Annotated in this window: 21 protein-coding genes; 7 read left to right on the top strand and 14 right to left on the bottom strand. The window is 70.0% G+C overall.

What is annotated here, in order from left to right; translation table 11 throughout:
* Positions 1-4 precede the first annotated feature (4 nt).
* From OG246_RS36585 to OG246_RS36560, 6 genes are all read right to left on the bottom strand, one after another.
* A complete protein-coding gene (locus tag OG246_RS36585; protein ID WP_266473079.1) occupies positions 5-1,849 on the bottom strand; it encodes a LamG-like jellyroll fold domain-containing protein in 1,845 nt (614 codons plus the stop codon).
* A gap of 42 nt (positions 1,850-1,891) precedes the next feature.
* Positions 1,892-4,813, bottom strand: a complete 2,922-nt coding sequence (locus OG246_RS36580) for a glycoside hydrolase family 2 TIM barrel-domain containing protein (protein ID WP_266473078.1) — start codon at positions 4,811-4,813, stop codon at positions 1,892-1,894.
* Positions 4,810-5,649 (bottom strand): carbohydrate ABC transporter permease, encoded by an 840-nt coding sequence (locus OG246_RS36575; RefSeq protein ID WP_266473076.1) that lies wholly within the window; start codon positions 5,647-5,649, stop codon positions 4,810-4,812. The genes OG246_RS36580 and OG246_RS36575 overlap by 4 nt, the downstream gene beginning before the upstream one ends.
* Positions 5,650-5,663: 14 nt before the next feature.
* Positions 5,664-6,614: a carbohydrate ABC transporter permease gene (locus OG246_RS36570; protein ID WP_266473075.1), complete on the bottom strand. Its 951-nt coding sequence runs from the start codon at positions 6,612-6,614 to the stop codon at positions 5,664-5,666.
* Positions 6,614-7,900, bottom strand: coding sequence for an ABC transporter substrate-binding protein (locus tag OG246_RS36565; RefSeq protein WP_266473073.1), 1,287 nt, complete (start codon positions 7,898-7,900; stop codon positions 6,614-6,616). The genes OG246_RS36570 and OG246_RS36565 overlap by 1 nt, the downstream gene beginning before the upstream one ends.
* A 102-nt stretch (positions 7,901-8,002) precedes the next feature.
* A complete protein-coding gene (locus tag OG246_RS36560; protein WP_266473072.1) occupies positions 8,003-9,010 on the bottom strand; it encodes a carbohydrate kinase family protein in 1,008 nt (335 codons plus the stop codon).
* 126 nt (positions 9,011-9,136) lie between these two features.
* On the opposite strand from OG246_RS36560, the gene OG246_RS36555 reads away from it, so the two are divergent.
* The 3 genes from OG246_RS36555 to OG246_RS36545 are packed head-to-tail and all read left to right on the top strand — an operon-like array spanning position 9,137 to position 14,314.
* A complete protein-coding gene (locus OG246_RS36555) occupies positions 9,137-9,904 on the top strand; it encodes a DeoR/GlpR family DNA-binding transcription regulator (protein ID WP_266473070.1) in 768 nt (255 codons plus the stop codon).
* Complete coding sequence (locus tag OG246_RS36550; protein WP_266473068.1) at positions 9,901-11,238, top strand: 6-phospho-beta-glucosidase; 1,338 nt, start codon at positions 9,901-9,903, stop codon at positions 11,236-11,238. The genes OG246_RS36555 and OG246_RS36550 overlap by 4 nt, the downstream gene beginning before the upstream one ends.
* A gap of 28 nt (positions 11,239-11,266) precedes the next feature.
* Positions 11,267-14,314: a glycoside hydrolase family 38 C-terminal domain-containing protein gene (locus OG246_RS36545; RefSeq protein WP_266473066.1), complete on the top strand. Its 3,048-nt coding sequence runs from the start codon at positions 11,267-11,269 to the stop codon at positions 14,312-14,314.
* A gap of 52 nt (positions 14,315-14,366) precedes the next feature.
* Here the strand turns inward: OG246_RS36545 and OG246_RS36540 are convergent, their stop codons facing one another.
* Together OG246_RS36540 and OG246_RS36535 are read right to left on the bottom strand one after the other, a co-directional pair.
* Positions 14,367-16,052 carry a carbohydrate binding domain-containing protein gene (locus OG246_RS36540; RefSeq protein ID WP_266473065.1) on the bottom strand — a complete coding sequence of 562 codons (1,686 nt, stop codon included), beginning with the start codon at positions 16,050-16,052 and terminating at the stop codon, positions 14,367-14,369.
* A gap of 133 nt (positions 16,053-16,185) precedes the next feature.
* Positions 16,186-17,385, bottom strand: coding sequence for an ATP-grasp domain-containing protein (locus OG246_RS36535; protein WP_266473064.1), 1,200 nt, complete (start codon positions 17,383-17,385; stop codon positions 16,186-16,188).
* Between the two features lie 265 nt (positions 17,386-17,650).
* Between OG246_RS36535 and OG246_RS36530 the strand changes: the two genes are divergently transcribed.
* Both OG246_RS36530 and OG246_RS36525 read left to right on the top strand, forming a co-directional pair.
* Positions 17,651-18,559, top strand: coding sequence for a metallophosphoesterase (locus OG246_RS36530; protein WP_266473063.1), 909 nt, complete (start codon positions 17,651-17,653; stop codon positions 18,557-18,559).
* The gene (locus tag OG246_RS36525) at positions 18,507-19,214 is read left to right on the top strand and encodes a 4'-phosphopantetheinyl transferase (RefSeq protein WP_266473062.1); all 708 of its coding nucleotides are present in this window, start codon (positions 18,507-18,509) and stop codon (positions 19,212-19,214) included. Before OG246_RS36530 ends, OG246_RS36525 begins: the two co-directional genes overlap by 53 nt.
* Positions 19,215-19,383: 169 nt before the next feature.
* On the opposite strand, the gene OG246_RS36520 is transcribed toward OG246_RS36525, so the two are convergent.
* Positions 19,384-19,620 carry a hypothetical protein gene (locus tag OG246_RS36520; RefSeq protein ID WP_266473061.1) on the bottom strand — a complete coding sequence of 79 codons (237 nt, stop codon included), beginning with the start codon at positions 19,618-19,620 and terminating at the stop codon, positions 19,384-19,386.
* Between the two features lie 262 nt (positions 19,621-19,882).
* Between OG246_RS36520 and OG246_RS36515 the strand changes: the two genes are divergently transcribed.
* On the top strand, positions 19,883-20,920 hold the full coding sequence (locus tag OG246_RS36515; RefSeq protein WP_266473060.1) for an alpha/beta fold hydrolase: 1,038 nt from the start codon (positions 19,883-19,885) through the stop codon (positions 20,918-20,920).
* A 15-nt stretch (positions 20,921-20,935) separates the two neighbouring features.
* On the opposite strand, the gene OG246_RS36510 is transcribed toward OG246_RS36515, so the two are convergent.
* Genes OG246_RS36510 through OG246_RS36500 form a run of 3 tightly spaced genes read right to left on the bottom strand, consistent with a single transcriptional unit; the run spans position 20,936 to position 23,355 of the window.
* On the bottom strand, positions 20,936-22,129 hold the full coding sequence (locus OG246_RS36510; RefSeq protein WP_266473058.1) for an MAB_1171c family putative transporter: 1,194 nt from the start codon (positions 22,127-22,129) through the stop codon (positions 20,936-20,938).
* A gap of 6 nt (positions 22,130-22,135) precedes the next feature.
* The gene (locus OG246_RS36505) at positions 22,136-22,666 is read right to left on the bottom strand and encodes a toxin-antitoxin system, toxin component (protein WP_266474966.1); all 531 of its coding nucleotides are present in this window, start codon (positions 22,664-22,666) and stop codon (positions 22,136-22,138) included.
* Positions 22,667-22,698: 32 nt separating this feature from the next.
* A complete protein-coding gene (locus tag OG246_RS36500) occupies positions 22,699-23,355 on the bottom strand; it encodes a helix-turn-helix transcriptional regulator (protein ID WP_266473057.1) in 657 nt (218 codons plus the stop codon).
* A 222-nt stretch (positions 23,356-23,577) separates the two neighbouring features.
* On the opposite strand from OG246_RS36500, the gene OG246_RS36495 reads away from it, so the two are divergent.
* Positions 23,578-24,234, top strand: a complete 657-nt coding sequence (locus OG246_RS36495; RefSeq protein WP_266473055.1) for a hypothetical protein — start codon at positions 23,578-23,580, stop codon at positions 24,232-24,234.
* Between the two features lie 31 nt (positions 24,235-24,265).
* On the opposite strand, the gene OG246_RS36490 is transcribed toward OG246_RS36495, so the two are convergent.
* Both OG246_RS36490 and OG246_RS36485 read right to left on the bottom strand, forming a co-directional pair.
* A complete protein-coding gene (locus tag OG246_RS36490) occupies positions 24,266-25,057 on the bottom strand; it encodes a cache domain-containing protein (protein ID WP_266473053.1) in 792 nt (263 codons plus the stop codon).
* The gene (locus tag OG246_RS36485) at positions 25,014-25,838 is read right to left on the bottom strand and encodes a FadR/GntR family transcriptional regulator (RefSeq protein WP_266473051.1); all 825 of its coding nucleotides are present in this window, start codon (positions 25,836-25,838) and stop codon (positions 25,014-25,016) included. Before OG246_RS36485 ends, OG246_RS36490 begins: the two co-directional genes overlap by 44 nt.
* Positions 25,839-25,934: the final 96 nt, after the last annotated feature.

Raw genomic sequence — 25,934 nt, 5'->3', positions numbered from 1 at the left:
CGGGTCAGTGGTTCATGAACGACGTGACGGGCAGGGCGCGTTCGACGATCCGGACGTCCCCGAGACGGCCGTACAGGATCTGGTCGATCTTCCCCGCGTACTCGTAGCCGCCGAGCAGCCAGGGCAGTCCGAGGGAGGTGAGTCCGACGGCGACCGCGGTGGGGTTGCGGGCGACGGGGCAGCCCTGGACGTACATCGTGGTGTGCGACCCGTCGTTGACGACGGCGACGTGCCACCACTGCTCCCGGGCCGTCTCGTCGCCCCAGTTGGTCGCGATGCCCTGCTGGTTGAGGGGCCGCGCCGCCCACTGCGGGCCGGGTCCGTCGGACAGCGAGAGCGTGGCGAGCGGCTCGTCCGGGTCCCCCTCGGTCTTGCCCGCGCCACCGCCCGTGCCGGTGCGGCTGACCAGCCCGGCCCAGGCGTTGCGCGAGGCGCTCCAGTCGGCGGGCACCTGGTAGAAGGCCTCGATGGTGTAACCACGCTTGAAGGTGGCCGAGTTGAGGGGAGCACCGTCGATCGTGCGCAGGTAGGCCCCCTTCAGCGGAGGCTTGCCGCCCTGGAAGCTGACGCTGCCGTGACCCGGCTGATCCGGGTGATGGGCCGACGAGAAGGTCAGGGAACTGTCGCCGACCTTGACCAGCGTGAGGTCGTTGCCGTGCCCGGACAGGTCGCGCACGGTTCCCTCGACCGCGCTGCCGTCCTCGTGTCCGTCGAAACGCCAGTACGCGACCGTGCCCCGCACCAGCATCTTCGAGGCGGGCCGGGACGGGCGCGCGGGCTCCGGTGCGAAGCCCGAGAAGCGCTCCTCGAAGTCGATGTCGACCGAGAACCGGTCGGCGTCGCCGCTGAGTTCCATCTCCTGGCGCTCCAGCTCGTTGAGCCCCTTGGCCGCCCGGCCAAGGATCCACGGCGAGACCGTCTCGACGTCGATGGTGTCGCGGTCGAGGTCGAAGTGGTAGAGGCGGATCATCGCCGCGCCGCCGTAGTAACGGTTCTGATAGTTCGTCAGGTGCAGGTGTACGTCGTTCCCTGCCGCGTTCTTGCGGGTGGCGCGGGCGGCGGGCCAGTAGTGCCCGTTGAGGGTGAGGAAGATCTGGTCGTGGTCACGGATCAGCTGGTCCCAGAGCTGCTGCCCGTACGAGGAGAGGGCGTCGTCGCCGTAGACGAGCTCGTGCGTGGTGAGGATGACGGGCGTCTTCGGGTGCTGGGCGATGACCTCGTTGGCCCATGCGTACCCCTTCGCCGACAGCCGCCAGTCCAGGGAGAGGACCAGCCACTCCCGGCCGGCGGCCTTGAAGAGGTGGAAGGTGTTGTAGCCGTCCGGCGATGCGCCACCGAAGGTGCGCTTGCTCGCGAAGCGCTGCGGGCCGAAGGCGTCCAGGTACGGGGTGGAGCCGCGCTGGTCGTCCGTGGACGACCTGATGTCGTGGTTGCCCGCGAGGACGCTGTAGCCCACGCCCCGCTTGTCGAGCAGCTCGAACGCCTTGCCCGCCGCGTCGAATTCGGCCTTCGCGCCGTTCTCCGTGATGTCGCCCAGGTGCGACAGGAAGACGATGTTGTCGTCCTTGCCGTGTTCCAGGAGATAGCGGAGCGACGCCTCGATCGGAGCCGGGTTGATGCTCGCCCCGTCGAAGAGGTACTGCGTGTCGGGCATCACGGCGAGCGTGAAGCGGCGGCTCTCGGAATCGGGCCGCCACGTCGATCCCGCCGAGACCGGTGCGGCCTGCGCGGTGGTGACCGCAGGCAGTGAGACCGCCGTGGCCGCGCCGATCAGCGCCGTGGCCCGCAGGAAGTTACGTCGGCCGGCGCCGGCCTGTTCGGCCTCCGTCTGGCCATGCGAAGTACACACGTCTGCTTGCTCCATCGAAGAGTTGGGGGATCACACGCGAGTTCAGAGCACGCGCAGCGTCCAGGACCAGCGGTGGGTACCGGCCGCGACGAGGTAGGAGGGCGAGGTGTCGGGCCCGCACGAGGCGGTGCCCAGGCCGCGGTGAGCGGCGTCGAGGTGCACGACGCAGCCGGGCCGCGGCACCAGCTCGTCGTGGTGTGTGGCGGCGGCCAGATCCTCGGCCAGGTAGCGGGTCACGGAGACCTGGGAGGGCTCCGCGAGGTCCACCGCCAGGCCCGTGGCGTCCGGCGCCGACAGGGTGAAGTGCCGTACGCCGTGCCGCCCGCCGCTCTCCTGCGGGCGCAGATAGGGGGTGAACAGCTCGTCCACGGGAACGGAGTGGTGCCCCACGGGCGCGCCCGTGCTCCGGTCCGGGTAGGACTCCCAGGGGCCCTGCCCGTACCACTCGAGGACGTCGAGCCCGGCGACCGTCTCGAAGACGGAGCCGACCCGCGCGACATCGTCGAGCCCGTCCGGCAGTTCGGCCGTCTCCTCGATGCGCACGCCGCCCCGGACGCGTGTGAACACCTGCTCGTGGCGCACGGGGCCGGCCTCGGTGACGTACTCGGCGAGCACGGTGACGCTCGCGCCCGCACGGCGTACGGCGACGACCTTGCGTACGAGGGCGTCCAGCCCCCACGCTCGCCAGCGCGCCGCCATGCCGCCGAGGACGTCGTTGTCGGTCGGTGCCCGCCACAGCGACAGCACGGGGGCGGCCGTGAGCAGCGGATGGACAAGGAGGCCGTCCTCGTCGACCTCGACGGGTGTGCCTCTCGGCGAGACCGGGGCCACTGGATCCGCCGCCCGCAGCCGCACCTGCGGCACACACACCTCCGTGCCGCGCGGCGCCCACGACTCGTCACCGGCCGTCGTCACCCGCAGCGTGAGCCAGGCCTCGCCGCCGTCCTCCGGCAGCGCGAAGGGAAGCGGCACCGACGCGGTCCCGCCCGGCCGTACGGCGGGCAGCTCGGCCGGCGCCGTGAGCGTGCCGCCGTCCGCGAGAGCGAGCGACCACTCGGCGGCCAGCCAATCCAGACCGCGGAAGTGCTGGTGATTGGTCACCCGGAGCCCGTCGCGGTCGTACGCCAGCCGAACGGGCGCCGCGATCTCCCGGTGCTCGTACATCACCGGCTTGGGCGTGCGGTCGGGAAAGACGACCCCGTCGGCGATGAACACGCCGTCATGGATCGTCTCGCCGAAGTCGCCGCCGTACGCCCAGCGGTGGCCCGGCGCGGCGACACCGTTGTCATACAGCCCGGCGCCACCGAGCCCGGCCGGTCTTTCGTCGTTCACACGCTGGAGAATGCCGTGGTCCCAGAACTCCCAGATGAAACCGCCCTGAAGCCCTGGGGTTGACTCGATGGCGGCCCAGTGGTCGGCGAGCGTGCCGTTGCTGTTTCCCATGGCGTGCGAGTACTCGCACTGGATGAGCGGCTTGGTCTGCTCGCCGGACAGGGCGTGCGCGACACAGTCCTCGATGGGCGCGTACATGGGGCAGGCGATGTCGGAGGCGAGCGCCGGGTCGGCCCAGTCGAGCTTGGCGGCGCCCTCGTACTGGAGCGGCCTGGTCGGGTCGTGGCGGCGGAGCCAGCCCGCCGCCGCGTCGTGGTTGGCGCCGTAGTCGGACTCGTTGCCGAGCGACCAGATGATGACGGAGGGATGGTTCTTGTCGCGGAGCGCCATCCGTGCGACCCGGTCCACGAAGGCGCTCGTGTAGCGGGGGTCGTCGGCGATCTCGTGGGCGTGGTCGTGCGCCTCGATGTTCGCCTCGTCGACCACATAGAAGCCGAGTTCGTCCGCGAGGTCGTACAGCGCCGGGTCGTTCGGGTAGTGCGCGGTGCGGATCGCGTTGAACCCGAACCGCTTCAGCAGCACGAGATCGGCGCGCATGTCGTCGTACGACACCGTCCGCCCGGTCAGCGGATGGAAGTCGTGCCGGTTGACGCCCCGGATGTAGACCCGCTCGCCGTTGAGGAGCAGGTCCCGGCCGCGGATCTCGACCTCGCGGAAGCCGATGCGGTGGAGCGCGGAGTCGGCGACCGAGCCGTCGGCGCGGTGCAGGCGGACGGTCAGCCCGTACAGCTCGGGTGTCTCCGCGGTCCATGGGCGGACCTCGTGGACGATCGCGCGCAGACGTACTTCGCCGAGGAAGTCGGAGACGCGGCCGTCCTCCTCGTTGAAGCGGTCGAACTTCGTGTCCTGGGCGATGAGTTGGGTCTCCAGCTGCCCGGTGACGTACCAGCCCGCGGAGAGCGCGCCCGAGGCGTGCCGCACCTGGCAGTCCACCCGCAGCTCACCGTCGAGCCGGGTCCGCACGGTCACATCGGCCAGATACAGCGGATCGGTCGCGTACAGCAGTACGGGGCGGGTGATGCCGCCGTGCCACCACTGGTCCTGGTCCTCGATGTGCGAGGCGTCCGACCACTTCACGACAGTGAGCCGTACGGTGTGCGACGCGCCGGGGCGTACGACGGAGGAGAGGTCGAACTCGGCCGCCAGATGTGAGTCCTTGGAGATACCGACGGGCCGACCGTCGACGTGGACGAGCAGCACGCTCTCGGCGGCGCCCACCTGGAGCACGATCCGCCGGCCCGCCCACTCGGCCGGAACATCGACCTCACGCTCGTACACGCCCGTCGGGTTGGCCGCCGGAGACGCGGGCGGGAACTCGCCCCACGGCATCTGGGAGTTGGTGTACCAGGGCAGGTCGTCGGTGTCCTGGAGGGTCCAGGCGCCGGGGACCTGGGACGAGGACCAGTCGTCGCCCACCGGGGCCGTCGGGGTCGGGAGGAGCTGGAAGCGCCAGTCGCCGTCGAGGGAGAGGGCGCCGGAACGGCGGTCGACGGCGTTCATCGGCAGCCGCCCCCAGGAGGTCACCTCAGGTGACTCCCAGGGGCGCAGGGCCAGCAGCGGATCACTTGTCATCCGCGGACGGCTCCCTTCGCGAGGTCGCCGATGATCTGCTTGGCGCCGATCGCGAACACGATCAGCAGCGGGATGAGGGCGAGTAGCGCGCCTGTCATCACGATGCCGTAGTCGGTGGTGCCGTGGGTGCCGTTGAGCTGGGACAGCGCGACCTGGAGGGTCACGTTGTCGGGGTTGGTGAGGGAGATCAGGGGCCAGGCGAAGTCGTTCCACTGGCCCATGAAGGTGAAGATGCCGAGGAAGGCGAGTCCGGGGCGGACCACCGGCAGTGCCACGTGCCAGTACTGGCGCAGGAAGTTCGCGCCGTCGAGCTTGGAGGCGTCGAGCAGCTCGTCGTGGATGGCGGTCTTCATGTACTGGCGCATCCAGAAGATGCCGAAGGCGTTGGCCGCGGCAGGCACGATCAGCGCGGTCATCGAGCCGATCCAGCCGATCTTCGCCATGAGGACGAACTGCGGGATGACCGACAGCTGCGCCGGCACCATGAAGATGACCATGAGCAGCCCGAACAGCAGACCCTTGCCGGGGAACTCGAACTTGGCGAAGACGAACGCCGCGAGGGAGTCGAAGAGCAGGACCAGGAAGGTCACCGACGTCGCGACCAGGAGCGAGTTCCACATCGACCCGAAGAAGTCGATGGCGTCGAAGAGGTTGCGGACGTTCTCCAGGAAGTGCGTGCCCGGCAGCAGTTTCGGCGGGTAGGAGAAGATCTCCGTCGAGCTGTGCGTCGACATGATGACGGCCCAGTAGAACGGGAAGGCCGAGATCAGCGTGCCGATGACCAGCGGGAGGTGCAGCGCGATCCCTCTGCGGTGGGACCCTTTGATGGATGCCATGATGCGGGCCCTTCCTAGTCGCCCCGGCGCTGCACGAGGCGCCAGTTGATGATCGAGAAGATGCCGACGACGAGGAAGATGCCCCACGCCACCGCGGCTCCGTACCCGAAGTCGTTGTTGTCGAAGGTCTGCTGGAAGAAGTAGAGGACCATCGTCTGGCCCGAGTGGCCCGGACCGCCCGCGAACGTCGAGTCGTTGGACGAGGTCTGGAGCAGGACCTGTGGTTCGGAGAAGCTCTGCAGGCCCGTGACCGTCGAGACGACGAGCACGAACAGCAGCGTGGGCCGCAGCAGCGGCAGCGTGATCCGGAAGAAGGTCTGGATCGGGTTGGCGCCGTCCACCCGCGCCGCCTCGTACAGCTCGCTCGGGACGGTCTGGAGCCCGGCGAGGAAGATGATGGCGTTGTAGCCAGTCCACTGCCAGGTCATCAGCGCCGCGATGGTGACCTTGATGCCCCACGGTGTGTTCAGCCAGGCCACTTGGTCGATCCCCACCGCCTCCAGGACGGCGTTCACCATGCCGAAGTTGGTGGAGAAGATCGAGCCGAAGACGATCGCGATGGCGACGACGGAGGTGACGTTCGGCAGGAAGTACGCGAACCGGTAGACGTTCTTGAAGCGGACCGCCGAGTTGAGCATCACGGCTGTGACCATCGCCAGGAAGATCATGGGGAAGGTGGCAAGGGCCCAGATGATGATCGTGTTGCCGATCGAGTTCCAGAAGTCGCTGTCGCTCAGCAGGTACTGGTACTGCGAGAGCCCGGCCCACTCCATCGAGCCGAGGCCGTCCCAGCGGTGGAAGGACAGATAGAGCGAGAAGCCGACCGGGAACAGGCCGAAGCCGAGGAAGATCAGGTAGAAGGGGGAGATGGCGGCGTAGAGGTGCCAGTACTTGCGCCAGCCCTTCTTCGGCCCGGCCGTGGAGGGCGGCGCCACAATGGGCGGGGTCTGCTCGATGACGGCCATCAGTAGCTCACCCCCAGGTGCTTCGCGATGCGACGGCACTTGCTCATGGCGTCACTCCAGGCTTTCTTGGGGTCCTTGCCGAGGACGCCGACGTTCTTGATCTCGTCCTTGATGGGCTGCCCGAGCGCGATGTCGTACGGGCTGTTGTAGGCGACCGCGATTTTCTGCGCGGCGGGCCCGAAGATGTCGGTCGTGACCTGGCCGCCGAAGAAGTCGTCCGGCTCCTGCATCTGCTTCAGGCCGTACGAGGCGGGCGTGGAGGGGAAGAGGCCCGCGTCGACGTAACCCTGCGCCTGGTTGGCCGCGTTGAGCATCCAGGTGATGATCTGGAAGGCCTGCTCGGGCTCGCGGCACGCCTTGGTGATCGACAGGAACGAGCCGCCGTTGTTGGCCGGCCGCACCGGCATGTCGGCGACCCGATACCTGCCCTTGGTCTTCGGCACACCGTTCTTGATGTCGAAGGCCGCCCAGGAGGCGCCCAGTTCGCTGGGCAGCTTGCCGTCCTGCTTGGCCGACAGCTGGTCCGGGGTGCCGTTCACGAGGTCGGAGACGATCCCGCGACGCTTGGCCTCCACGGCGAGCGCCCAGGCGTTGCGTACGTGCTCCTGGTCGCCGATGAAGTGGCGGTCCTTGTCGACGTACCGTTTGGAACCCTGCTGTACGACGTTCTCGAAGACGGAGTTGACGTCGGTGAGGAGCATGGTCCCCGGGATCCGCTTCTTGAGCTGCTCACCCGCGGCGAAGAAGTTCTCCCAGGTGTTCAACTCCTTGGACACGTCGGCCGGTTCGTACGGCAGCCCCGCCTTGCGGAACACCTCGAACTGGTAGAAGTGCGCGACCGGGCCGCAGTCGATCGGGAAGCCGACCATCGTGCCGTCGTCGGCGATGCCCTGGTCCCACTTCCACGACAGGTACTGGCTCTTGTACTTCTCCGCGCCCAGCGTCCGCAGATCGATGAACTGGTCCGCGTTCGGCAGGTAGGCGGCCATGTCCTCGCCCTTGAGCCCCGCGATGTCGGGGATGTGGGCCTGGCCGGTGATGGTGGTGATGAGCTTGGAGCGGTACTGGCCGCCGATCTGGATGGCATCGAGAGCGACCGAACTGTCGTAACGGGTCTTGGCGTTCTTGACGACCGTGTCGCTCAGACCCCCGCTCCAGTACCACAGGACCATGTTCCGCCCGGTCGAGCCGGTCGGAACGGCACAGCCGGTCGCCAGGCCGCCGAGCGCGGTGGCGGCCGTACCGGCCAGGCCCGCGCGCAGCAGGCCTCTTCGTGAGAGCCGCACAGCTCCCACCGCCTTTCGGTTCTTCGAAGCGCCATGAAGCGCTTTCTGTACGAGAGGTGCCGATCAGAAGGTTCAGTGGGGGACGAGGTGGTGCGGACGGATTCAGTGGGGGGTGACGGGTGCGTACCGGACGGGCGGGCCGGGGTCGGCCGGGATCCGCTCGGCCAGGAAGCCGTACGCGCGCCGCAGTTCGGGATCCTGGAGGGAGTGCCACCAGCGGTGGACGCCGTACCAGCCGGGCGCCGCCAGCGCACCGCCGTGCCGCTGCACGGAGAGCCCGGCGGCGAGTACCGCGAAGCGCAGCCGTTCCTCCAGCGGCCAGCCGCCGAGCGAGGCCGCGACGAAGCTCGCGCCGAAGACGTCCCCGGCGCCCGTCGCGTCCAGGACATCGATGTCGAGGGCAGGTACCTCGGCGTACTCGCCCGTCGTCTGGTCCACCGCGACCGCGCCGTCGCCGCCCCGGGTGATCACGGCCACCGGCACGAGTTCGGTGAGCGTGCCGAGCGCCGCGACCGCGCTGTCGGTGCGGGTGTAGGCCATCGCCTCGGCCTCGTTGGGGAGGAAGGCGTGGCACAGCGAGAGCTGGTCGAGGAGGTCCGTGGACCACTGCTGGGTGGGGTCCCAGCCGACGTCCGCGTAGATCTGGGTGCCGTTGGCGGCCGCCTTGGCGAGCCAGGCGCGCGGTTCGGCCTCGATGTGCACGAGGGCCGTGCGCGCCTCGGGCGGGTCGCCCATCAGCTCGTCCTGCGAGTACGGGGGTTCCTGGCCGTGGGTGACCAGGGCGCGGTCGTTGCCGTGTGCGAGCGAGACGGTGACCGGGGTGTGCCAGCCGTCCGCGGTGCGGGAGAGCGAGAGGTCGACGCCCTCCTGGCCGGCGAGGACCGTGCGGCAGTACGAGCCGTAGTAGTCGTCGCCGAAAACGGTGGCCAGGGAGGTGCGCAGGCCGAAGCGGGAGGCCGCGACGGCCAGGTTGGCGATGCCGCCGGGGCTCACGCCCATGCCCTCGGTCCAGATCTCCTCGCCGGGGGTCGGCGGCTTGCCCAGCCCGGTGAGGACCAGGTCGTAGAAGAGCAGCCCGGTGAGCAGTACATCGGGCCGTTCGTCACCCACGAGCGCTTCCTCTCGTCAAAAGTCTGCAAGCGGTGCACAGGATCGTGCGCGCCTTCCAGCCATTTGGCAATAGTCGAGCAGAACTGAGCATAGAAATGATTGAGAATGACGAGTACTGTTCACGACGTGCTGGCAGAGCGACGACATCAACTCATCCTGCGGGCCCTGCGTTCAGGGGGCCCCGCGGCCGTGACCGATCTCTCCGAACAACTGGGTGTGAGCCCGGCCACGGTCCGCCGTGACCTGGTGAGACTGGAGGAGGAAGGGCTGCTGACGCGGGTGCACGGCGGCGCCGTCGTGGACGAGGGCGACCAGCCCTTCGCCGAGGTCGCCGAGGTCCGCGTGGCCGAGAAGGACGCCATAGCGGCCAAGGCGGCGTCGATGGTCCAGGACGGCCAGTCCGTCCTTCTCGACATCGGCACCACCGCGTACCGGCTGGCCAGACAGCTGCACGGCCGCCGGATCACCGTGATCACCAGCAATCTGGTGGTCTTCGAGGAACTGGTGGACGACGAGGGCATCGAGCTGGTGCTGCTCGGCGGCATGGTCCGCCGCGAGTACCGCTCCCTGGTCGGCTTCCTCACCGAGGACAATCTGCGCCAGCTGCACGCGGACTGGGTCTTCCTCGGCACCAGCGGCATACGGCCGGGCGGCCAGGTGATGGACACGACCGTCGTCGAGGTGCCGGTCAAGCGCGCCATGATCAAGGCGGGGGAACGGGTGGTCCTGCTCGCCGACCGGGCGAAGTTCCCCGGGACCGGGATGGCGAAGGTCTGCGGTCCCGAGGACCTGGACGTGGTGGTGACGAACGCGCCGGTGGACGCGGCGACGCGGTCCTCCCTGGAGGAAGCGGGCGTGCAAGTGGTCGTGACAGGAAAGGCGGAAACAGCGTGAAGCTGACGATTCTGGGTGGCGGCGGATTCCGGGTGCCGCTCGTGTACGGAGCGCTCCTCGGGGACCGAGCCGAGGGCCGCGTCACCCAGGTCGTGCTGCACGACCTGGACGCGGGACGGCTCTCCGCCGTGACCCGCGTGCTCGCCGAGCAGGCCGCCGGGGACCCGGACGCTCCCGAGGTCACCGCCACCACCGACCTCGACGACGCCCTGCGCGGCGCCGACTTCGTGTTCTCGGCGATCCGCGTCGGCGGACTCGAAGGGCGCGCGGCCGACGAGCGGGTCGCCCTGGACGAGGGTGTCCTCGGGCAGGAGACGGTCGGCGCCGGCGGCATCGCGTACGGCCTGCGCACGGTGCCCGTCGCCGTAGACATCGCACGACGCGTGGCCCGCCTCGCCCCCGACGCCTGGGTCATCAACTTCACCAACCCGGCAGGCCTGGTCACCGAGGCCATGTCCCGCCACCTCGGCGACCGCGTGATCGGCATCTGCGACTCGCCGGTCGGCCTCGGCCGCCGTATCGCCCAGGTCCTCGGCGCCAACCCGCGCGAGGCCTGGATCGATTACGTCGGTCTCAACCACCTCGGCTGGGTACGGGGGCTGCGCGTCGCGGGCCGCGACGAACTCCCGCGGCTGCTCGCCGACCAGGAGCTGCTTGGCTCCTTCGAGGAGGGCAAGCTCTTCGGCCCGGAGTGGCTCCAGTCCCTGGGCGCGATCCCGAACGAGTACCTGCACTACTACTACTTCAACCGCGAGGCCGTACGGGCCTACCAGCAGGTGGAGAAGACCCGCGGGGCCTTCCTGCGCGACCAGCAGGCCGCGTTCTACGACGAGATGAAGCGCCCGGACGCCGCCGCGCTGACCGCCTGGGACCGTACCCGCGCCGAGCGCGAGGCCACGTACATGGCGGAGAACCGGGACGTGGCCGACGCGGGCGAACGCGACGCCGACGACCTCTCCGGCGGCTACGAGAAGGTCGCGCTCGCCCTGATGCGGGCCATCGCCCGCGACGAGCGCACCACCCTGATCCTCAACGTGCGCAACCGCGGCACCCTTTCCGTGCTCGACTCCGAGGCCGTCATCGAGGTGCCCTGCCATGTCGACGCCAACGGCGCGCACCCCGTCGCCGTCGACCCGCTGCCCGACCACGCCACCGGACTGGTCTGCGCGGTCAAGGCGGTGGAGCGGGAGGTCCTGGCCACGGCCGAGTCGGGCTCGCGCACGACCGCGGTGAAGGCCTTCGCCCTGCACCCGCTGGTGGACTCCGTGAACGTCGCGCGCAGACTGGTCGATGGCTACACCTCGGTCCACCCAGGCTTGGCGTACCTTAAGTAAGCGCTTTCCACCTTCCTGGAGACTTCCTATGCATGACGAACGCCGCCGTATCGAGGAGCGCGTCGCACGCGTCCACGACCAGCGCATCAAGCCCGCGACCTATGCCGCGTCCGTGCCCTTCGAGGTCGAGGCCTGGCAGGCTCCCGGCGAGCCCGTCCCGTTCGAGGAGGCCGCCTCCGCCTCGTACAAGCCCTTCGCCATGGACACCCCCTGGGGCCCGCCGTGGGGCACCACCTGGTTCCGGATGCGTGGCACCGTGCCGCCCGAGTGGACCGGCAAGCGCGTCGAGGCCGTCATCGACCTCGGCTTCACCGGCGACTGGCCCGGCAACCAGGCCGAGGCGCTCGTCCACCTCACGGACGGCACCCCGCTGAAGGCGGTCAACCCGCTCAACCAGTACGTGGCGATCGCCAACCCGGCGAGCGGCGGCGAGGAGATCGACTACCTGGTCGAGGCGGCGTCCAACCCGGACATCCTGGCCAACGACTTCGCCCGTCCGACCCCGCTCGGCGACGTCCTCACGGCAGGCGACAAGCCCCTCTACACTTTCCGCCGCGCCGACATCGCCGTCCTGGACGAGGAGGTCTGGCACCTCGACCTGGACATCCAGGTGCTGCGCGAACTGATGCTGGAGCTGAACGAGCAGGACCCGCGCCGCCACGAGATCATGCACGCCCTCGACCACGCCCTGGACCTCCTTGACCTGGACGACATCTCCGGCTCGGCGGCCGAGGTGCGCGCCGCCCTGGTGCCCGTACTGTCCAAGCCCGCGCACGCCAGCGCCCACACCCTCTCCGGCGTCGGCCACGCGCACATCGACTCGGCCTGGCTGTGGCCGATCCGCGAGACGAAGCGCAAGACGTCCCGCACCTTCTCGAACGTGACCTCGCTCGCCGACGAGTACGAGGAGTTCATCTTCGCCTGCTCGCAGGCCCAGCAGTACGAGTGGGTGCGCGACAACTACCCGCAGGTGTGGGCCCGTATCCAGGAGTCGGTGAAGCGGGGCCAGTGGGCGCCGGTCGGCGGCATGTGGGTCGAGGCCGACGGAAACCTGCCCGGCGGTGAGGCGCTCGCCCGCCAGCTCATCCACGGCAAGCGGTTCTTCATCGAGCACTTCGGCGTCGAGACCAAGGGCGTCTGGCTGCCGGACTCCTTCGGCTACAACGCCGCCTACCCGCAGCTCGCCAAGCTCGCCGGCAACGAGTGGTTCCTGACCCAGAAGCTCTCCTGGAATCAGACCAACAAGCTGCCCCACCACACCTTCTGGTGGGAGGGCATCGACGGCACGCGCATCTTCACGCACTTCCCGCCGGTCGACACCTACAACGCCCGCTTCAGCGGCGAGGAGATGTCCCGCGCCGTCCGCAACTACGCCGACAAGGGCCGCGGCACCCGCTCGCTCGCCCCCTTCGGCTGGGGTGACGGCGGCGGCGGTCCCACCCGCGAGATCATGGAACGGGCGCGCAGGCTGGCGGACTTGGAGGGCTCGGCGAAGGTCGTCGTCGAGCACCCCGACGCGTTCTTCGCCGCCGCGCGCGAGGAGTACCCGGACGCCCCGGTCTGGGTCGGCGAGCTCTACCTGGAGCTGCACCGCGCGACCTACACCTCGCAGGCCCGCACCAAGCAGGGCAACCGCCGCAGCGAACACAAGCTCCGCGAGGCCGAGTTGTGGGCCACCACCGCCGCGCTGCACGCGCCGGGCTACGCCTACCCGTACGAGAAGCTCGACCGGCTCTGGAAGACGGTTCTGCTCCACCAGTTCCACGACATCCTGCCGGGGTCCTCGATCGCCTGGGTGCACCGCGAGGCGGAGGCCGAATACGCCCGCGTGGCCGAGGAGTTGGAGGTGCTGACGGCCGAGGCGCTGGCCGCGCTCGGCGCGGGGGAGACCCGGGTCTTCAACACGAGTCCGTACGACCGGGCCGAGGTGGTCCGTACGTCCACGGGTGTCCCGATGTACGCGGAGGTACCGGCGAGCGGCAGCGCACCTCTCGCCGTCGCCGAGTCCCCGCACCCGGTGACGGTCACCGGCCGTGTCCTCGAAAACGGCCTCGTGCGCGTCGAGTTGGCCGAGGACGGCACCCTCGCCTCGGTACGCGACCTCAAGGCGAACCGCGAAGTCCTCGCCGACAAAGGCAACTTGCTCCGCCTGCACAGCGACCTCCCCAACTACTGGGACGCCTGGGACGTCGACAAGCACTACAAGAACCGCTACACGGACCTCCTGGACGCCGCCTCGATCACGGTCGTCGACGAGGACCCGCTGCTCGGCGCGATCCGGGTGGAGCGCGCCTTCGGCAAGGGGTCGCGGATCGTCCAGACGATCACCGTCCGCGCGGGCAGCCCGCGCATCGACTTCGAGACGGAGATCGACTGGCACGAGGCCGAGAAGTTCCTCAAGGCCGGCTTCCCGGTGGACATCCGGGCCCCGCACTCCTCCGCCGAGATCCAGTTCGGCCACGTCCAGCGCCCCACCCACACGAACACCAGCTGGGAGGCGGCCCGCTTCGAGGTGTACGGCCACCGCTGGGTGCACATCGGCGAACCCGGCTACGGCGTTGCGGTCATCAACGACTCGACGTACGGCCACGACGTCTCCCGCACGGTCCGCGAGGACGGCGGTACGACGACGACCGTCCGGCTCTCCCTGGTGCGCGCCCCGCGTGTCCCCGACCCCGAAGCCGACCAGGGCAAGCACCGCTTCACGTACTCGCTCCTTCCCGGGGCGAGCATCGAGGACGCGGTCGCGGAGGGCTACTCGCTCAACCTGCCCCTGCGGGTGGCGGAGGCCGGGCCGACCGAACCCGTCGTGTCCGTCGAGGGTGAGGGCGTGACGATCGAGGCGGTCAAGCTCGCCGATGACGCCTCGGGCGATGTCGTCGTACGCCTCTACGAGTCCCGGGGCGGTCGCGGGGAGGGTGTTCTGCGCACCGGTTTCCCGCTCGCCGGGGCCGAGTTGACCGACCTCCTTGAGCGCCCCTTCGAGGGAGCCGAGGCCGCGGTGGACGGCGACACGGTGGCGGTCTCGCTGCGGCCGTTCGAGGTGCAGACGCTGCGGCTGGCGCGGCGCCCGTAGAACACACGAGGGTGCCCGGCCTCCATCGGCCGGGCACCCTCTTTTGTGCGTTTCAGCCGGTGAAACCGGCCGTGATGGACGTGAACTGCCAGTTGTTCTGGCTGATGCCGGAGCAGTTGCTGACCACTCCGCCACCGGCGCAGGGCCGGTCGCGGTTGACCGACCAGAAGGCGAGCCGGGCGATGTGGTGCGAGTTCGCCCAGTCGCGGATCTGGGTCCAGGTCGTCGGTGAGGTGAGCTCCTGCTGGTCGCTGAGCCCGTTCATGCCGGAGATCCCGATGTGCGCGTACGCCGTGGTGTCGTCCCAGCCGAAGGTGGACTTCAGCTTGGTCTTCAGCCCCTCGGTGGCGTTCACCGTGTTGCCGTACATGTCGGCGCCGCCGCCGAAGTCGAACGGCATGATCGTGAAGACGTCGATGTTGGCGCCCAGCGCCGAGGCACGCTCGATGAGCCGGTTGCCCCAGTAGGTCGGGCCCGTCGTCGTCGTACCGAAGGTGATGATCGTGCGCAGCCCCGGGTTGTTCGCCTTGACGATCTTCAGGGCGTTGAGGATGCGGTCCTGGACGACCTCGTTCTCGAACTCGTCGGTGTTCTCGATGTCGATGTCGATCGCCTTGAGCCCGTAGGCGTTGATCACCTGCTGGTACGCGCCCGCCAGTGCCTCCGGCGTCGAGCAGTTCGGCCCGAGCTTGTTGCCGCTCCAGCCGCCGATCGAGGGCACGATGTCACCGCCCGCGGCGCGGATGGAGTTGATGACCGACTGGTCGTTGCCGCCGGTCAGCGCGCGACTCCCGTCCCAGGCCGGGCTGCAGCCGCCCGAGGAGAGGATGAACGCCATCGTGAACCACTTGATCCCGGTGGAGTTCATCACCGTACTCACGGCCGGCGGATCGCCCCAGCCGAGGTAGAGGTACGGCGCCGCCTGCTTGAAGGTGGTGCCGGGGGTGCCCGCGTTCGTCGTCACGGAAAGGGAGTTGGAGGCGGCGGAGATGTTCCCGGCCGCGTCCCGTGCCCGCACGGTGAAGGTGTACGCCGTGCTCGGCGACAGACCGCTCACGGTCGCGGTCGTGCCCGACACGGTGAGCACCTGGTTGGCGCCGCTGTAGACGTTGTAGCCGGTGACCCCGACGTTGTCGCTCGACGCGCCCCACGACAGGGACACGCTGGAGGAGGTCTTGGCGGGGGAGGTGAGGTTCGTCGGCGCGGTCGGCGCCTGGGTGTCCGAGCCACCGCCGCCGCCCGGTCCGTCAAGGCTGACGTCGTCGGCGTAGTAGGTGCCCTGGCCGTACCAGCCGTGCGTGTAGATCGTGGCGCTGGTCTGCGAGGCACCGGTCGTGAAGTTCACGGTGAGCTGGCTGTACGCCGCCGTGGACGTCGTCCAGGTCGCGGCGCCGCCCTCCACGCCCAGGTACACATAGCTGCCGCGCACCCAGCCCGTCAGGGCGTACGCCGTGTTCGGCTGGACGGCGACGGTCTGGCTGCACTTGGCGTTGTCGCTCGAACTCGCCGCCCCCGCAAGGGCCTTGGTGCCGCCGTGCACGGGGGTGGAGACGATCGAGCCCAGGTTCCCGGTGCAGGACCAGGGGGAGAGGACGCCCGACTCGAAGCCGGGGTTGGTGAGGATGTTGGCCGCGTGGGCCGTGGTGGGCAGGGCGACCGCCCCGGCCAGAGCCAGGGCGGCGGTGCCGAGCAGAGCGAAGAAGCGACGTCTGGAACGCCTGAAGAAGTCGATGCGCACGCGATCTCCCTGAAGGAATGGGGGTGATTCGGGAGTGCTGAAGGTGCGCAACCAAGTTGGTATGGACCAATCACGCTGTCAAGATGCTGTGCGTGAATTGGTCCAGACCGGTAGGTGGAGAGGCGGTATCGGGCTAGGCGGGTGCGGTGGCGGCGGACGCAGCCGCCGGTGCGACGACCGGTGTGATGGTCGGCGTGAGCGCGATCTCCGTCGCCGGTGCGGTCGTGGTCTCCGCGCCCGTTGCGATGGTGGCCTCCGTGGCGGGTGCGGGCACCGCCGGCAACATCTCTGCCCGCTGCTGCGGCAACGTCACCGGACGCACCGGACGCGGTCCCGTGACCACGGCGTAGTCCTGCCCGAGCATCGACGGAACCACCTCGCCCGTCTCCTCGCCGAGCGCCAACTGCACTGCTGCCCAAGGGGCGTTGATCCCGCACAGCGCGAGCTGGTGCAGTCCGCCGGCCGGCCGGGTGTTGACGTCCATGAGGACCGGCTCGTCCCCGAACATACGGAACTGAATGTTCGTCAGATAGTGCAGCCCGAACGCCTCCGCGAGCCGGCGCGCGGGGTCGATCCAGGAGGGATGGAGCGTGAACCCGCGACGGCGCCCGTTCTTGGTGCGGCCCACCGCCATCCGGACCCGGCCGTCCGGCCCGGTCAGGCAGTCGACGGACACCTCCGGCTCCGCCAGGAGCGGCATCACCAGCCAGTCGACGGGCTTCTCGGCCCCCCGCACGGCGTCCTGCACCAGGCTCAACGGCACGTACGAGCTGGGAAAACCATTGAGGTGGTTGAGTGAGAAGGGGGCGCGCGTGATGACGCGGAAGCCCACCCCGCCCGCTCCGGCCGCAGGCTTGAAGCAGGCCTTGTGACCCGCCGCCTCCAACGCCTCGACGGCGACGAGGAGTTCCTCCTCGTCGCGCACCCGCCACCACGGCGGCACCGGAATGCCCATCGCCTGCAGCGCCTGATACGCCGTCACCTTGTCGTGGAAGATGGCCACGGCCTCGGCGGGCGGCGCGAGCAGGGCTGTACCGAGCGCGGCGAACTCCGCGCGGTGCGCCACGATCGTCGCCTGGTGCAGCACGGGCACGAACACATCGATCTCGTGCCGGGCGCACTGGTCGAGGGCGTACTCGACGTAGGCGGCCCGGGAGAGACCCTCGGGCTCCATGGCGGCGGTGTCGGCAGCGGCCAGGATGGGCGAGTCGGCGTCTCCGTGTGTCGCATGGATCTCGACCGGGCGGCGCTGCGGATTACTTCGCAGCTGATCCATGAAGAACACGTTCTCCGCGTACGTGCGGTTGAGCCAGACGCGTACGCGAGAACCCATGCAGGCCGCCTTTCGGGGTTTCCGGGCACAGCGGAGCAGGCCGTGCCCGGCCAGGGGAGGGGGAGGTGCACCAGGCCGTCGCACACCCGAGGGAGGTTCAGGGCGGTGGTGTTAGGGGCGATCATAAGGGGCGCGGGACGGGTGTGGCGCTACAGGCGTGTTACGGATTCCCGAATTGTGGACCCCGGGCACCGCGGGACGCTCTTGTACGGGCTCGGCGGGATGTGTTCTCGTGAGGCCAGTCGTGTTCTTGGAAGGGGCGAGGGTGGAGTCGAAGGCCGGCCGTTCGGGACAACTGTTGGCCATCAGCGATCTGCACATCGGATACGCCGAGAACCGCGCCCTCGTCGAGAAGATGCGTCCCCAGTCGGACGACGACTGGCTCCTGGTGGCCGGCGACGTCAGCGAGAGCGTCGCCGACATCCACTGGGCCCTCGAAACGCTCAGTGGCCGCTTCCGCAAGGTGATCTGGGCGCCCGGCAACCACGAGCTGTGGACCCACCCGAAGGACCCGGTGCAGCTGCGCGGCGTCGCCCGGTACGAGCATCTCGTCGCCCTGTGCCGGGAGTTGGGCGTCACGACCCCCGAGGATCCGTACCCGGTCTGGGAGGGTCCGGGCGGCACCGCGGTCGTCGCACCGCTCTTCCTGCTCTACGACTACTCGTTCCTGCCGAAGGGCTGCACGACCAAGGACGAGGGCCTCGCCTACGCCGAGGGCACCGGGGTGATCTGCACCGACGAGCACTTCCTGCACCCCGACCCCTACCCGAGCCGCGAGGCCTGGTGCCGGGCCCGGGTCGCCGAGACCGAGCGCAGACTCGCCGAGCTGCCCGACGACCTGCCCGTGATCCCGGTCAACCACTACCCGCTGGACCGCCACCCGACGGACGTCCTGCGCTACCCCGAGTTCGCGATGTGGTGCGGCACCACACTGACCGCCGACTGGCACCGCAGATTCCGCGTCGAGACCATGGTCTACGGTCATCTCCACATCCCACGGACCACCTGGCACGAGGGCGTCCGCTTCGAAGAGGTGTCCGTGGGCTACCCCCGCGAGTGGCGCACCCGCCCGGGACCGCCCGGTACGCTGCGCCGCATTCTGCCGATGGAGGTCGGAGCCGGTGATCGAGGAGCTGCTCCCGGAGTCCGTCGTGGCCGTGGAGACCTACGGTGACGACGGGGCCGAGGGTACGACCCTGTACCCCGAGGAGCAGGCGCTCCTGACCCGGGCCGTGGAGAAGCGGCGCCGCGAGTTCACCGCCGTGCGCGGCTGCGCCCGGCGTGCCATGGAGAAGCTCGGCGTGGCCCCGGCGCCCATCCTGCCCGGCGAGCGCGGCGCCCCGCAGTGGCCCGCAGGCCTGATCGGCAGCATGACGCACTGCGACGGCTACAGCGCCGCCGCGCTGGCCCGCGCCACCGACCTGGCCTCCCTCGGCATCGACGCCGAACCCCACCTGGCGCTCCCCGAGGGTGTCTTCGACGCCGTGGCCCTGCCCACCGAGGTGGACAGGCTGGCCGGCCTCGGCGCCCGGATGCCCGCCGTCCACTGGGACCGGCTGCTGTTCAGCGCCAAGGAGTCGGTCTACAAGGCGTGGTTCCCGCTCACCGGGAAGTGGCTGGACTTCTCCGAGGCGGACATCGACCTCATCCTGGACCCCGGGTCCGGCGGCGGCCCCGCCCTGTCGGGGAGACTGCGCGCCGAACTCCTCGTACCGGGCCCGCTGGTCGGTGGCGACCGCCTCGGGTTCTTCGACGGGCGCTGGACCGTCCAGCGGGGCCTGGCCGCGACGGTGGTGACTGTGCCGCACGGGTCGGGCGGGTCGCAGTGACCGAGGTGCATGGCTGATGCGGTTCATGGTGACCGTGCCGCTCGGCTGAGGCGGCATGCCGTGACCGTGCTGAACGGCTGAGGCTGCTCGCGGACACCCGGCCACCCGGCTGCGCTGGATTCACAGTCGCCGTGTCGCACAGCTGACGCCGGCGCACGGCCACCGTGCCTCAGACCTGCGTCGGCTCCGGGCACCACGTGTGCAGCAGCCGGAAGAACGCCTCCTCGTTGCCCGCGAGCCCGGCCGCCGCCAGTGCCCGCTCCGCCTCGGCCAGGGCGGCGGGCGGCACCACGGGTGGTCGGCGCCCGTCCGGTGGACTGTCGAAGGCGGCTCGTACGGTCTGGAGGAGACGCAGGTACGCCTGCACGGCGGCGCGTTCGTGATCGGTCAGTACGGCGGTCGGCATCGGACGGCTCTCCCCGGGTCGGATTGTCGAAGCGGTACATGGCGGTACGTGACTCCAGCTTGCCGTCCGCCACTGACAATGCCGTTTTGGTACGCGGAGGTTCGCCCGCTTAGCGGAGGCGAAACCTCACGGAAATCCCTTGTGGGACGAGGGGCCTAGGCTGGACCGGAGAGCTGGGAACCGCTTTCTCGGCGGCTGGGAGCTGCCTCGACGGTGGCTTGGGGGCTGCCTGCACGGCGGCCTGGGAACAGGAGGCGAGCCCATGGTCGACGTACCGCCCAGGCGACCGCGGCGCACCCTGCGCTCGGTGGGTGACGGGGAGCTGCGCCTGCACCACCGCGTCGTGCACGGCTACCGGCGCGCCTACCGGATGGCGGGCGAGGGTCCGGCCCTCGTCCTGATCCACGGCATCGGCGACTCCTCGGACACCTGGGGAGAGCTGATCCCCGACCTCGCCCGCACCCACACGGTGATCGCGCCCGACCTGCTCGGCCACGGAGCGTCGGACAAGCCACGGGCCGACTACTCGGTGGCCGCGTACGCCAACGGGGTACGCGATCTGCTCACCACCCTCGACATCGAGTCCGCCACGCTGGTCGGGCACTCGCTGGGCGGCGGTGTCGCGATGCAGTTCGCCTACCAGTTCCCCGAGCGCACCGAGCGGCTGATCCTGGTCAGCGCGGGCGGCGTCGGGGGCGAGGTCAACCCCGTACTGCGCGCGGTCTCGCTGCCGGGCGCCCACCTCATGCTCTCGACACTGAGACTGCCGGGCATGCGTCTCCAAGTGGGCCTGTTCCTGCGCCTGATGAGACTCCTCGACACCGATCTGGGCCAGGACGCGCCCGAGTTGCTGACCCTCGTGGACGCGCTGCCCGACGCGACGTCCCGCAGCGCCTTCATCCGCACCCTGCGCGCCGTGGTCGACTGGCGTGGGCAGGCGGTGACCATGCTCGACCGCTGCTATCTGACCGAGGGCATGCCCACCATGCTGCTCTGGGGGGACCGGGACAGCGTGGTGCCGGTGCGGCACGCGTACGGGGCGCACAAGGCGATGCCGGGCAGCCGACTGGAGATCTTCGAGGGCGCGGGCCACTTCCCCTTCCACAGCGACCCGGCACGCTTCCTCGCCCTGGTCGAGGAGTTCACGAGTACGACGAGCCCCGCCGACTGGAGCCGTGATCACTGGCGCGAGCTGCTGCGCGCGGGCCGCCCGGGCACGGCCGTCGGACAGCCGGACACGGCCCAGAACCGCGCGCTGGAACGGGACCTGCGAGAGGCGAGCGAACGCAGCGCGACGTGACGCCGCCGCCGGTGCTCATCCGATCCGCTCGCGGGACCCCGTCGCCGCCCCGGCCTCGATCCGTTCCCGCGCTGTCGCGACGACGGGGGACCGGCGCAGGGCGATGGACATCCCCACCAGGTCCCGGGGACCGCCCGCCGAGGCGGAGGCGGAGGACGGGGCGCTGACGACCTTGCCCTCCGGATCGTCCGCCCTGGCCCGCAGCGCCGCCGTCACCATCGTCGCGTCGGCCTCGGCCCGCGCCCGGTCCGGGCCGGAGCCCGCGGCCACGGCGGCGTCGTATGCACGCGCGCGCACCTCGGGGTCGAAGTAGGGGTACAGGGCGAGCATCCCGTCGTGGATGTCGGACTCCCGCTGGGTCACCTGGAGTTCGGCGGGCGCCCACCAGGCGATCCGCACGGCGCGGTGGCCGTGGTCCCCCGCCGGCCGCAACTCCCGCCACAGCGGCCCGAGTCGACGGTACGTCGACCACGTGCTCCACACGTCCCCGATGCGCTGGCAGGCCATCGGGACGCAGAAGCCGATGGCGCAGACGAGTTCTCCGGCGGCGGACAGCGTGGGTGCGAAGTAGGTGCTCAGGTAGTCGAGGTTCCCGCCGTTCCAGCGGGCGTTGACGGCGATCAGCTTGGCCGCCGCGAAACCGATGTTGGACAGGAAGCCGACACTCATGACCAGCAGCCCGACGCGCAGCCAGCCGCTTACCTTGAGGGCCCAGCGCCAGCACACCACGGTCATCGAGACGTTCGCGACGGCGAGTGCCGTGAGGTACAGCACGATCATCTCGCGCATGTACGGCGTGTTGGCGTAGTAGGTGTCGAAGTCCCGCCGGCGTTCCATGGGCGCGTGGCCCAGCGCGAAGAGCACCACCGTCGCCGCGATGACCACGGCGTACCCGGCGATCCAACGGCGCGAGACGAGCCGCGTGTTCGGTCCGCCGCGCCAGTTGATCAGCAGCACCAGGCAGGAGGCGCTGAAGGCGCTCAGCAGGGAGTACACGATCGCCACGGAGAAGTTCGAGACCCCGGTGGCGCGGTTGACCCAGCCGATCGTCGGCGGGGCCGCGAAGAAGAACACCAGGCCGGCGAGGAGGATCAGTGCGTAGGCCGACCGCAGCAGCGGGTCGCGCCGGCCGCGCAGCACCGAAGGGCCCTTGATGACGAGGGCGACCGCCATCGCGGCCGCCGGTACGTAGTAGCTGGAGTCGTGCACGCGGCCTCAGCCCTGCGGCCCGCGGTAGCCGAGCGACGCCTCGATCCGGCCCGCGAGTCCATCGCGCCGCACTGGCCTGCGCAGCGACGAACCGGCAAGCCACGTACGGCACTTGCTGGCGAGCAACAGACCGAAGCTCTCCGCCTCCGCCTCGTCCGCGAGGTGCGACCGGGTGCGCGCGGCGACCTTGAGGACGGTCTCCTGGAGGTCCGCGGAGTCGTTGAGTAAGCGGGCCGCGACGGCCGCGCCCTCGACGTGGTGACTGCAGTGCCCGGCCTGCATGTGCCACAGCTCGTGGCCCAGGATCACCAACTGGTGGTCGGGCGCGGTGCGTTCCTCGATGACGACGAGGTCCTGCTCGGCCATGTCGAGCCAGAGCCCACTGGCGGTCCCGGGCGGGAACGCCGCCGTGCGGAACTGGACGGGGCGGCCGCGACGTCTGCTCATGGCGTCGCACAGCTCCGCGTAGAGGTCGGCGGGTTCCGCCGGTGCCGGGAGGGTCAGTTCTCCGACCAACTCCCCGCACAGGCGGCGCATTTCCCTTCGGATGCCCACAGTTCTCCCCGTGCTCACGACTCGGGCCGCTTGACGCTTTCCAAGAGCATGTCCAGCCACTCGGCGACCTTGTCCCGGTGCTGGTCGGTGGGCAACTGAGCGGCCCGCCAGGCGATTCCGCGGACACCGTGGTCGAGGAGCAGCCGCTCCAGCGGGTCGGCGGCCACCGAGGCGGCCGCGCGCTCACGGTCGGCGAGCCGTTGCAGCAGCTCCTGCTCCGAGCGCTGGAGGGCGCCCACGAGCGCCTCCGAGTCCTCGGCCGTGAGGAACCCGGCGTGCACCCTGAAGAAGCGCTGAATGGCGTCGCAGTGCTCCATGGTGGGGCGTCGGTCGCCATTGATGAGGGCCCCGGCCTGCTGCCGCGACATGCCGGCGCCGTCCGCGATCTCCTGCTGCGTGTACCGGCGGCCGTTCGGCTTGAGCCGGGTGCGGCGCAGCAGGTCCAGTCGCTGCAGGAAACGGGCCTGCAGATCGGGTTCCCCGGCGCGGCGGCCGCTCAGCAGGGCTCGCACCACGAGGTCGGGAACGCCGGACTCGGCCGACAGGCGCCGGAGGTCGAAGACCTCGGCCTGCTGCACCCCGAGCCGGTCGGCGAGTGTGGTGACCCGGGCCACGACGGCCTGCAGCAGAACCGTCGCCGTGGCGCCCGGAACTTCGAAGCCATCCGTCACCGACAGATCTCCTACATCTCTTCTCAGTTCGCTCTCATGATGGTCAGGAACCATCGGGAGACTAGCCCCTAGCTCGAACTCACATCCAGGTCTCGCCACAACTGTGGCGAGATTCAGCCGTCAACAGGCGTCAAATGCCACGATAGTTGACACGACTGTATTCCGGGCAGCAGGATCAGGGCGCCGCGTGAAGGCCGCAGAGGCAAGAGGGGTGACCTCCCGATGGCGTACCAGGCAGGATGGCAGCGGTCCCAGCCGCGACCTGTCCCCGAGAGTCTCGAAGCTCAGGCGTATCTCCAGGACTACGCCGCTCTTCTCGGGGCCGTCCCGTTCCCCTCCGTCGTCTTCGACCACCGCTGGGACGTCGTCCTGTGCAACGACGCGTTCGAGACACTTTTCGCCGGGGTCGCACCGCACCCGACGGCCATGCCGGGCGACAACTTCCTCCGGTTCGTACTGTTCCATCCGGACGCGAGCACCGTCCTGGGCGAGCACGAGTCGAGCTGGTGTCTGCCGATGCTGGCCCACTTCGCGGCCGCCGTCGAGCGGCACGACCAGGACCGCGCACTGCAGTCGATCCGCCGGGACATCGCCCAGGACCCGATCATGGACGTCGCCTACCGGCACGGTCTGCCGCACTGGATCCGCGCGGTCGGCCCGGACGGCGTCGAGCCCGACGGCGCCGTGCGCCCGCTGCTGCACCCCGACCCGCGCTGGGGTCGTACGGACTGCCGGATCGTCGGCGACACCCCCAAGTCCCTTCAGGACATGGGCTACACGCGGATGACACTGGTCCTGCGCGAGGCGCGGCAGGCGGCGACAGGCCCCCGCAAGGCGCGCAAGACCCGGAACGGCGTGGCGGAGCTGCGGGCGGTGTGAGCCCTTGGGGGCCACGGGGTAGATGCGCCGTTCAGTGGTGCGGCGACACGTGCGGCACCACCAGCACGAGCGGAACCCCGTCGCAGGGAACCAGCCGCATCCCCTCGAAGCTCTCGGCCCGCGCCCGCGTCAGCACGGATCCGAAGTCCGGCCCCTTGGTGAGCGACCCGGCCAGATGTGCGGGATCTGCGGACGCGGCCACCCGCCCCCGCGCGTTCACCAAGTAGGCCGCCCCCGGCAGCCGTTGGAGCAGCGGGATCACCGCCGACTCGAAGTGCCGCAGATAGACGTCGGCCGCGGCGACCCCCACGAAGTCGCCCTCCACATGCACGGGCGCGGACAGCGTCAGGCTGTACTCGTCGGAGCAGAGGTAGTCCACATAGGGCCCGGCGACGGCGCGCTGCCCGGTGTCGCGGGGGAGGGCGAACCAGTCCCAGTGCGTGTAGTCGGAGTACGCCGAGTGCTGCGGGTCGAGGTCGAGCAGCAGCGGTCGTACGTCCCCGCCGGCGCCCTGCTGCCACCACTCCAGCCACGCCGGTACGTCGCTCAGCAGGCCCGGCGCGGCGACGAACCCGACGCCCGACACCAACTCCTGGCGGGCGAGCCGGAGGTGGAGCCCGGGGCGCAGCGCGGCCAGGTCCGCGCTCGCGGGACGACGGCCCTGCGCGGCGACCCTGGTGAGCAGGGCCGCCGTATCGGCCCGGGTGGCGGCGACGGCCTCGAAAACGGCTTCCACGGTGGAGCGGACCTGTGCGGCCACGGCCGCCTCCGGTGTCGCGTCAAGCGTCGCCGCGGCGCCGGCCGGGGCGGGGCTCCTGCTCATGGGTGCCCTCCAGCGGACGGGGACCGGACGCGGTGCGTGGCATCGCGAGGCGCAGGGTGATGAGCCGCGCCGTCGAGTCCTGCACGCACCGCTCGGCCAGCGCTCTGGCCGATTCGTGGGCCCCATCCTGCACCGCCGAGATTACGGAGCGGTGACGGTCCGAGACCTCTTCACGATATTCGTCGTTCCCGAGCACGAGACACAACAGAGCCCCCACCTCCGTCTGGAGGGCGACCTGTTCGCGGGTCAGCCTGGCGGACTGTGCCGCCGCTGCCAGCTCGACATGAAACCGGCCGTAGACGCGGCTGCGCGCGGCAGCCTCCTCGGCGGAGGCCAACTCGTCCAGCGTGCGCCGCAGTTGCTGTAGGTCACCAGGCTCCGTGCGCTGCGCCGCGAGCCTGGCCGCCGCGCCCGACACGGCGGCCCAGTGGTCGCCCAGGTCGCGCAGCTCCTCGGTACTCCAGGCGGCCAGCCGGGCCCTGAGCCGGTCCTCACTGGGGTCCTCGGGGAGCGACACGAAGCTGCCGCCGCCGCGCCCCCTGCGGGTGATGACAAGACCCTGCTGCCGCAGCGCCATCAGGGCCTCACGCAGGGTCACGGTGGAGACGCCGAGCTGTCCGGCCAGCTCGCTCTCGCCGGGCAGCTGCTCCCCGTCGGCGAGCAGGCCGAGCTCGATGGCGTCGCCGAGCCTGCTCACGACCGTGTCGACCCGGGCCCGGTTGTCCACCGGGGTGAAAACGGCTCGCCGGACGCCTTCGCCGTTGTGCTGCTTCACGGTCACCGCCTTGTCCGTTGACTCAACCTTTACTCTAAGGGGGTCTTGAAGTTTGAACTATGACTTCATATCTTTCCACTCAACGTTCGAGTGCACCAGAAA

This window comes from Streptomyces sp. NBC_00620 (assembly GCF_026341825.1).
Lineage (GTDB): Bacteria > Actinomycetota > Actinomycetes > Streptomycetales > Streptomycetaceae > Streptomyces.
Note: the sequence above shows the minus strand (reverse complement) of the source record. Positions and strands in the feature narration are given on the sequence as shown.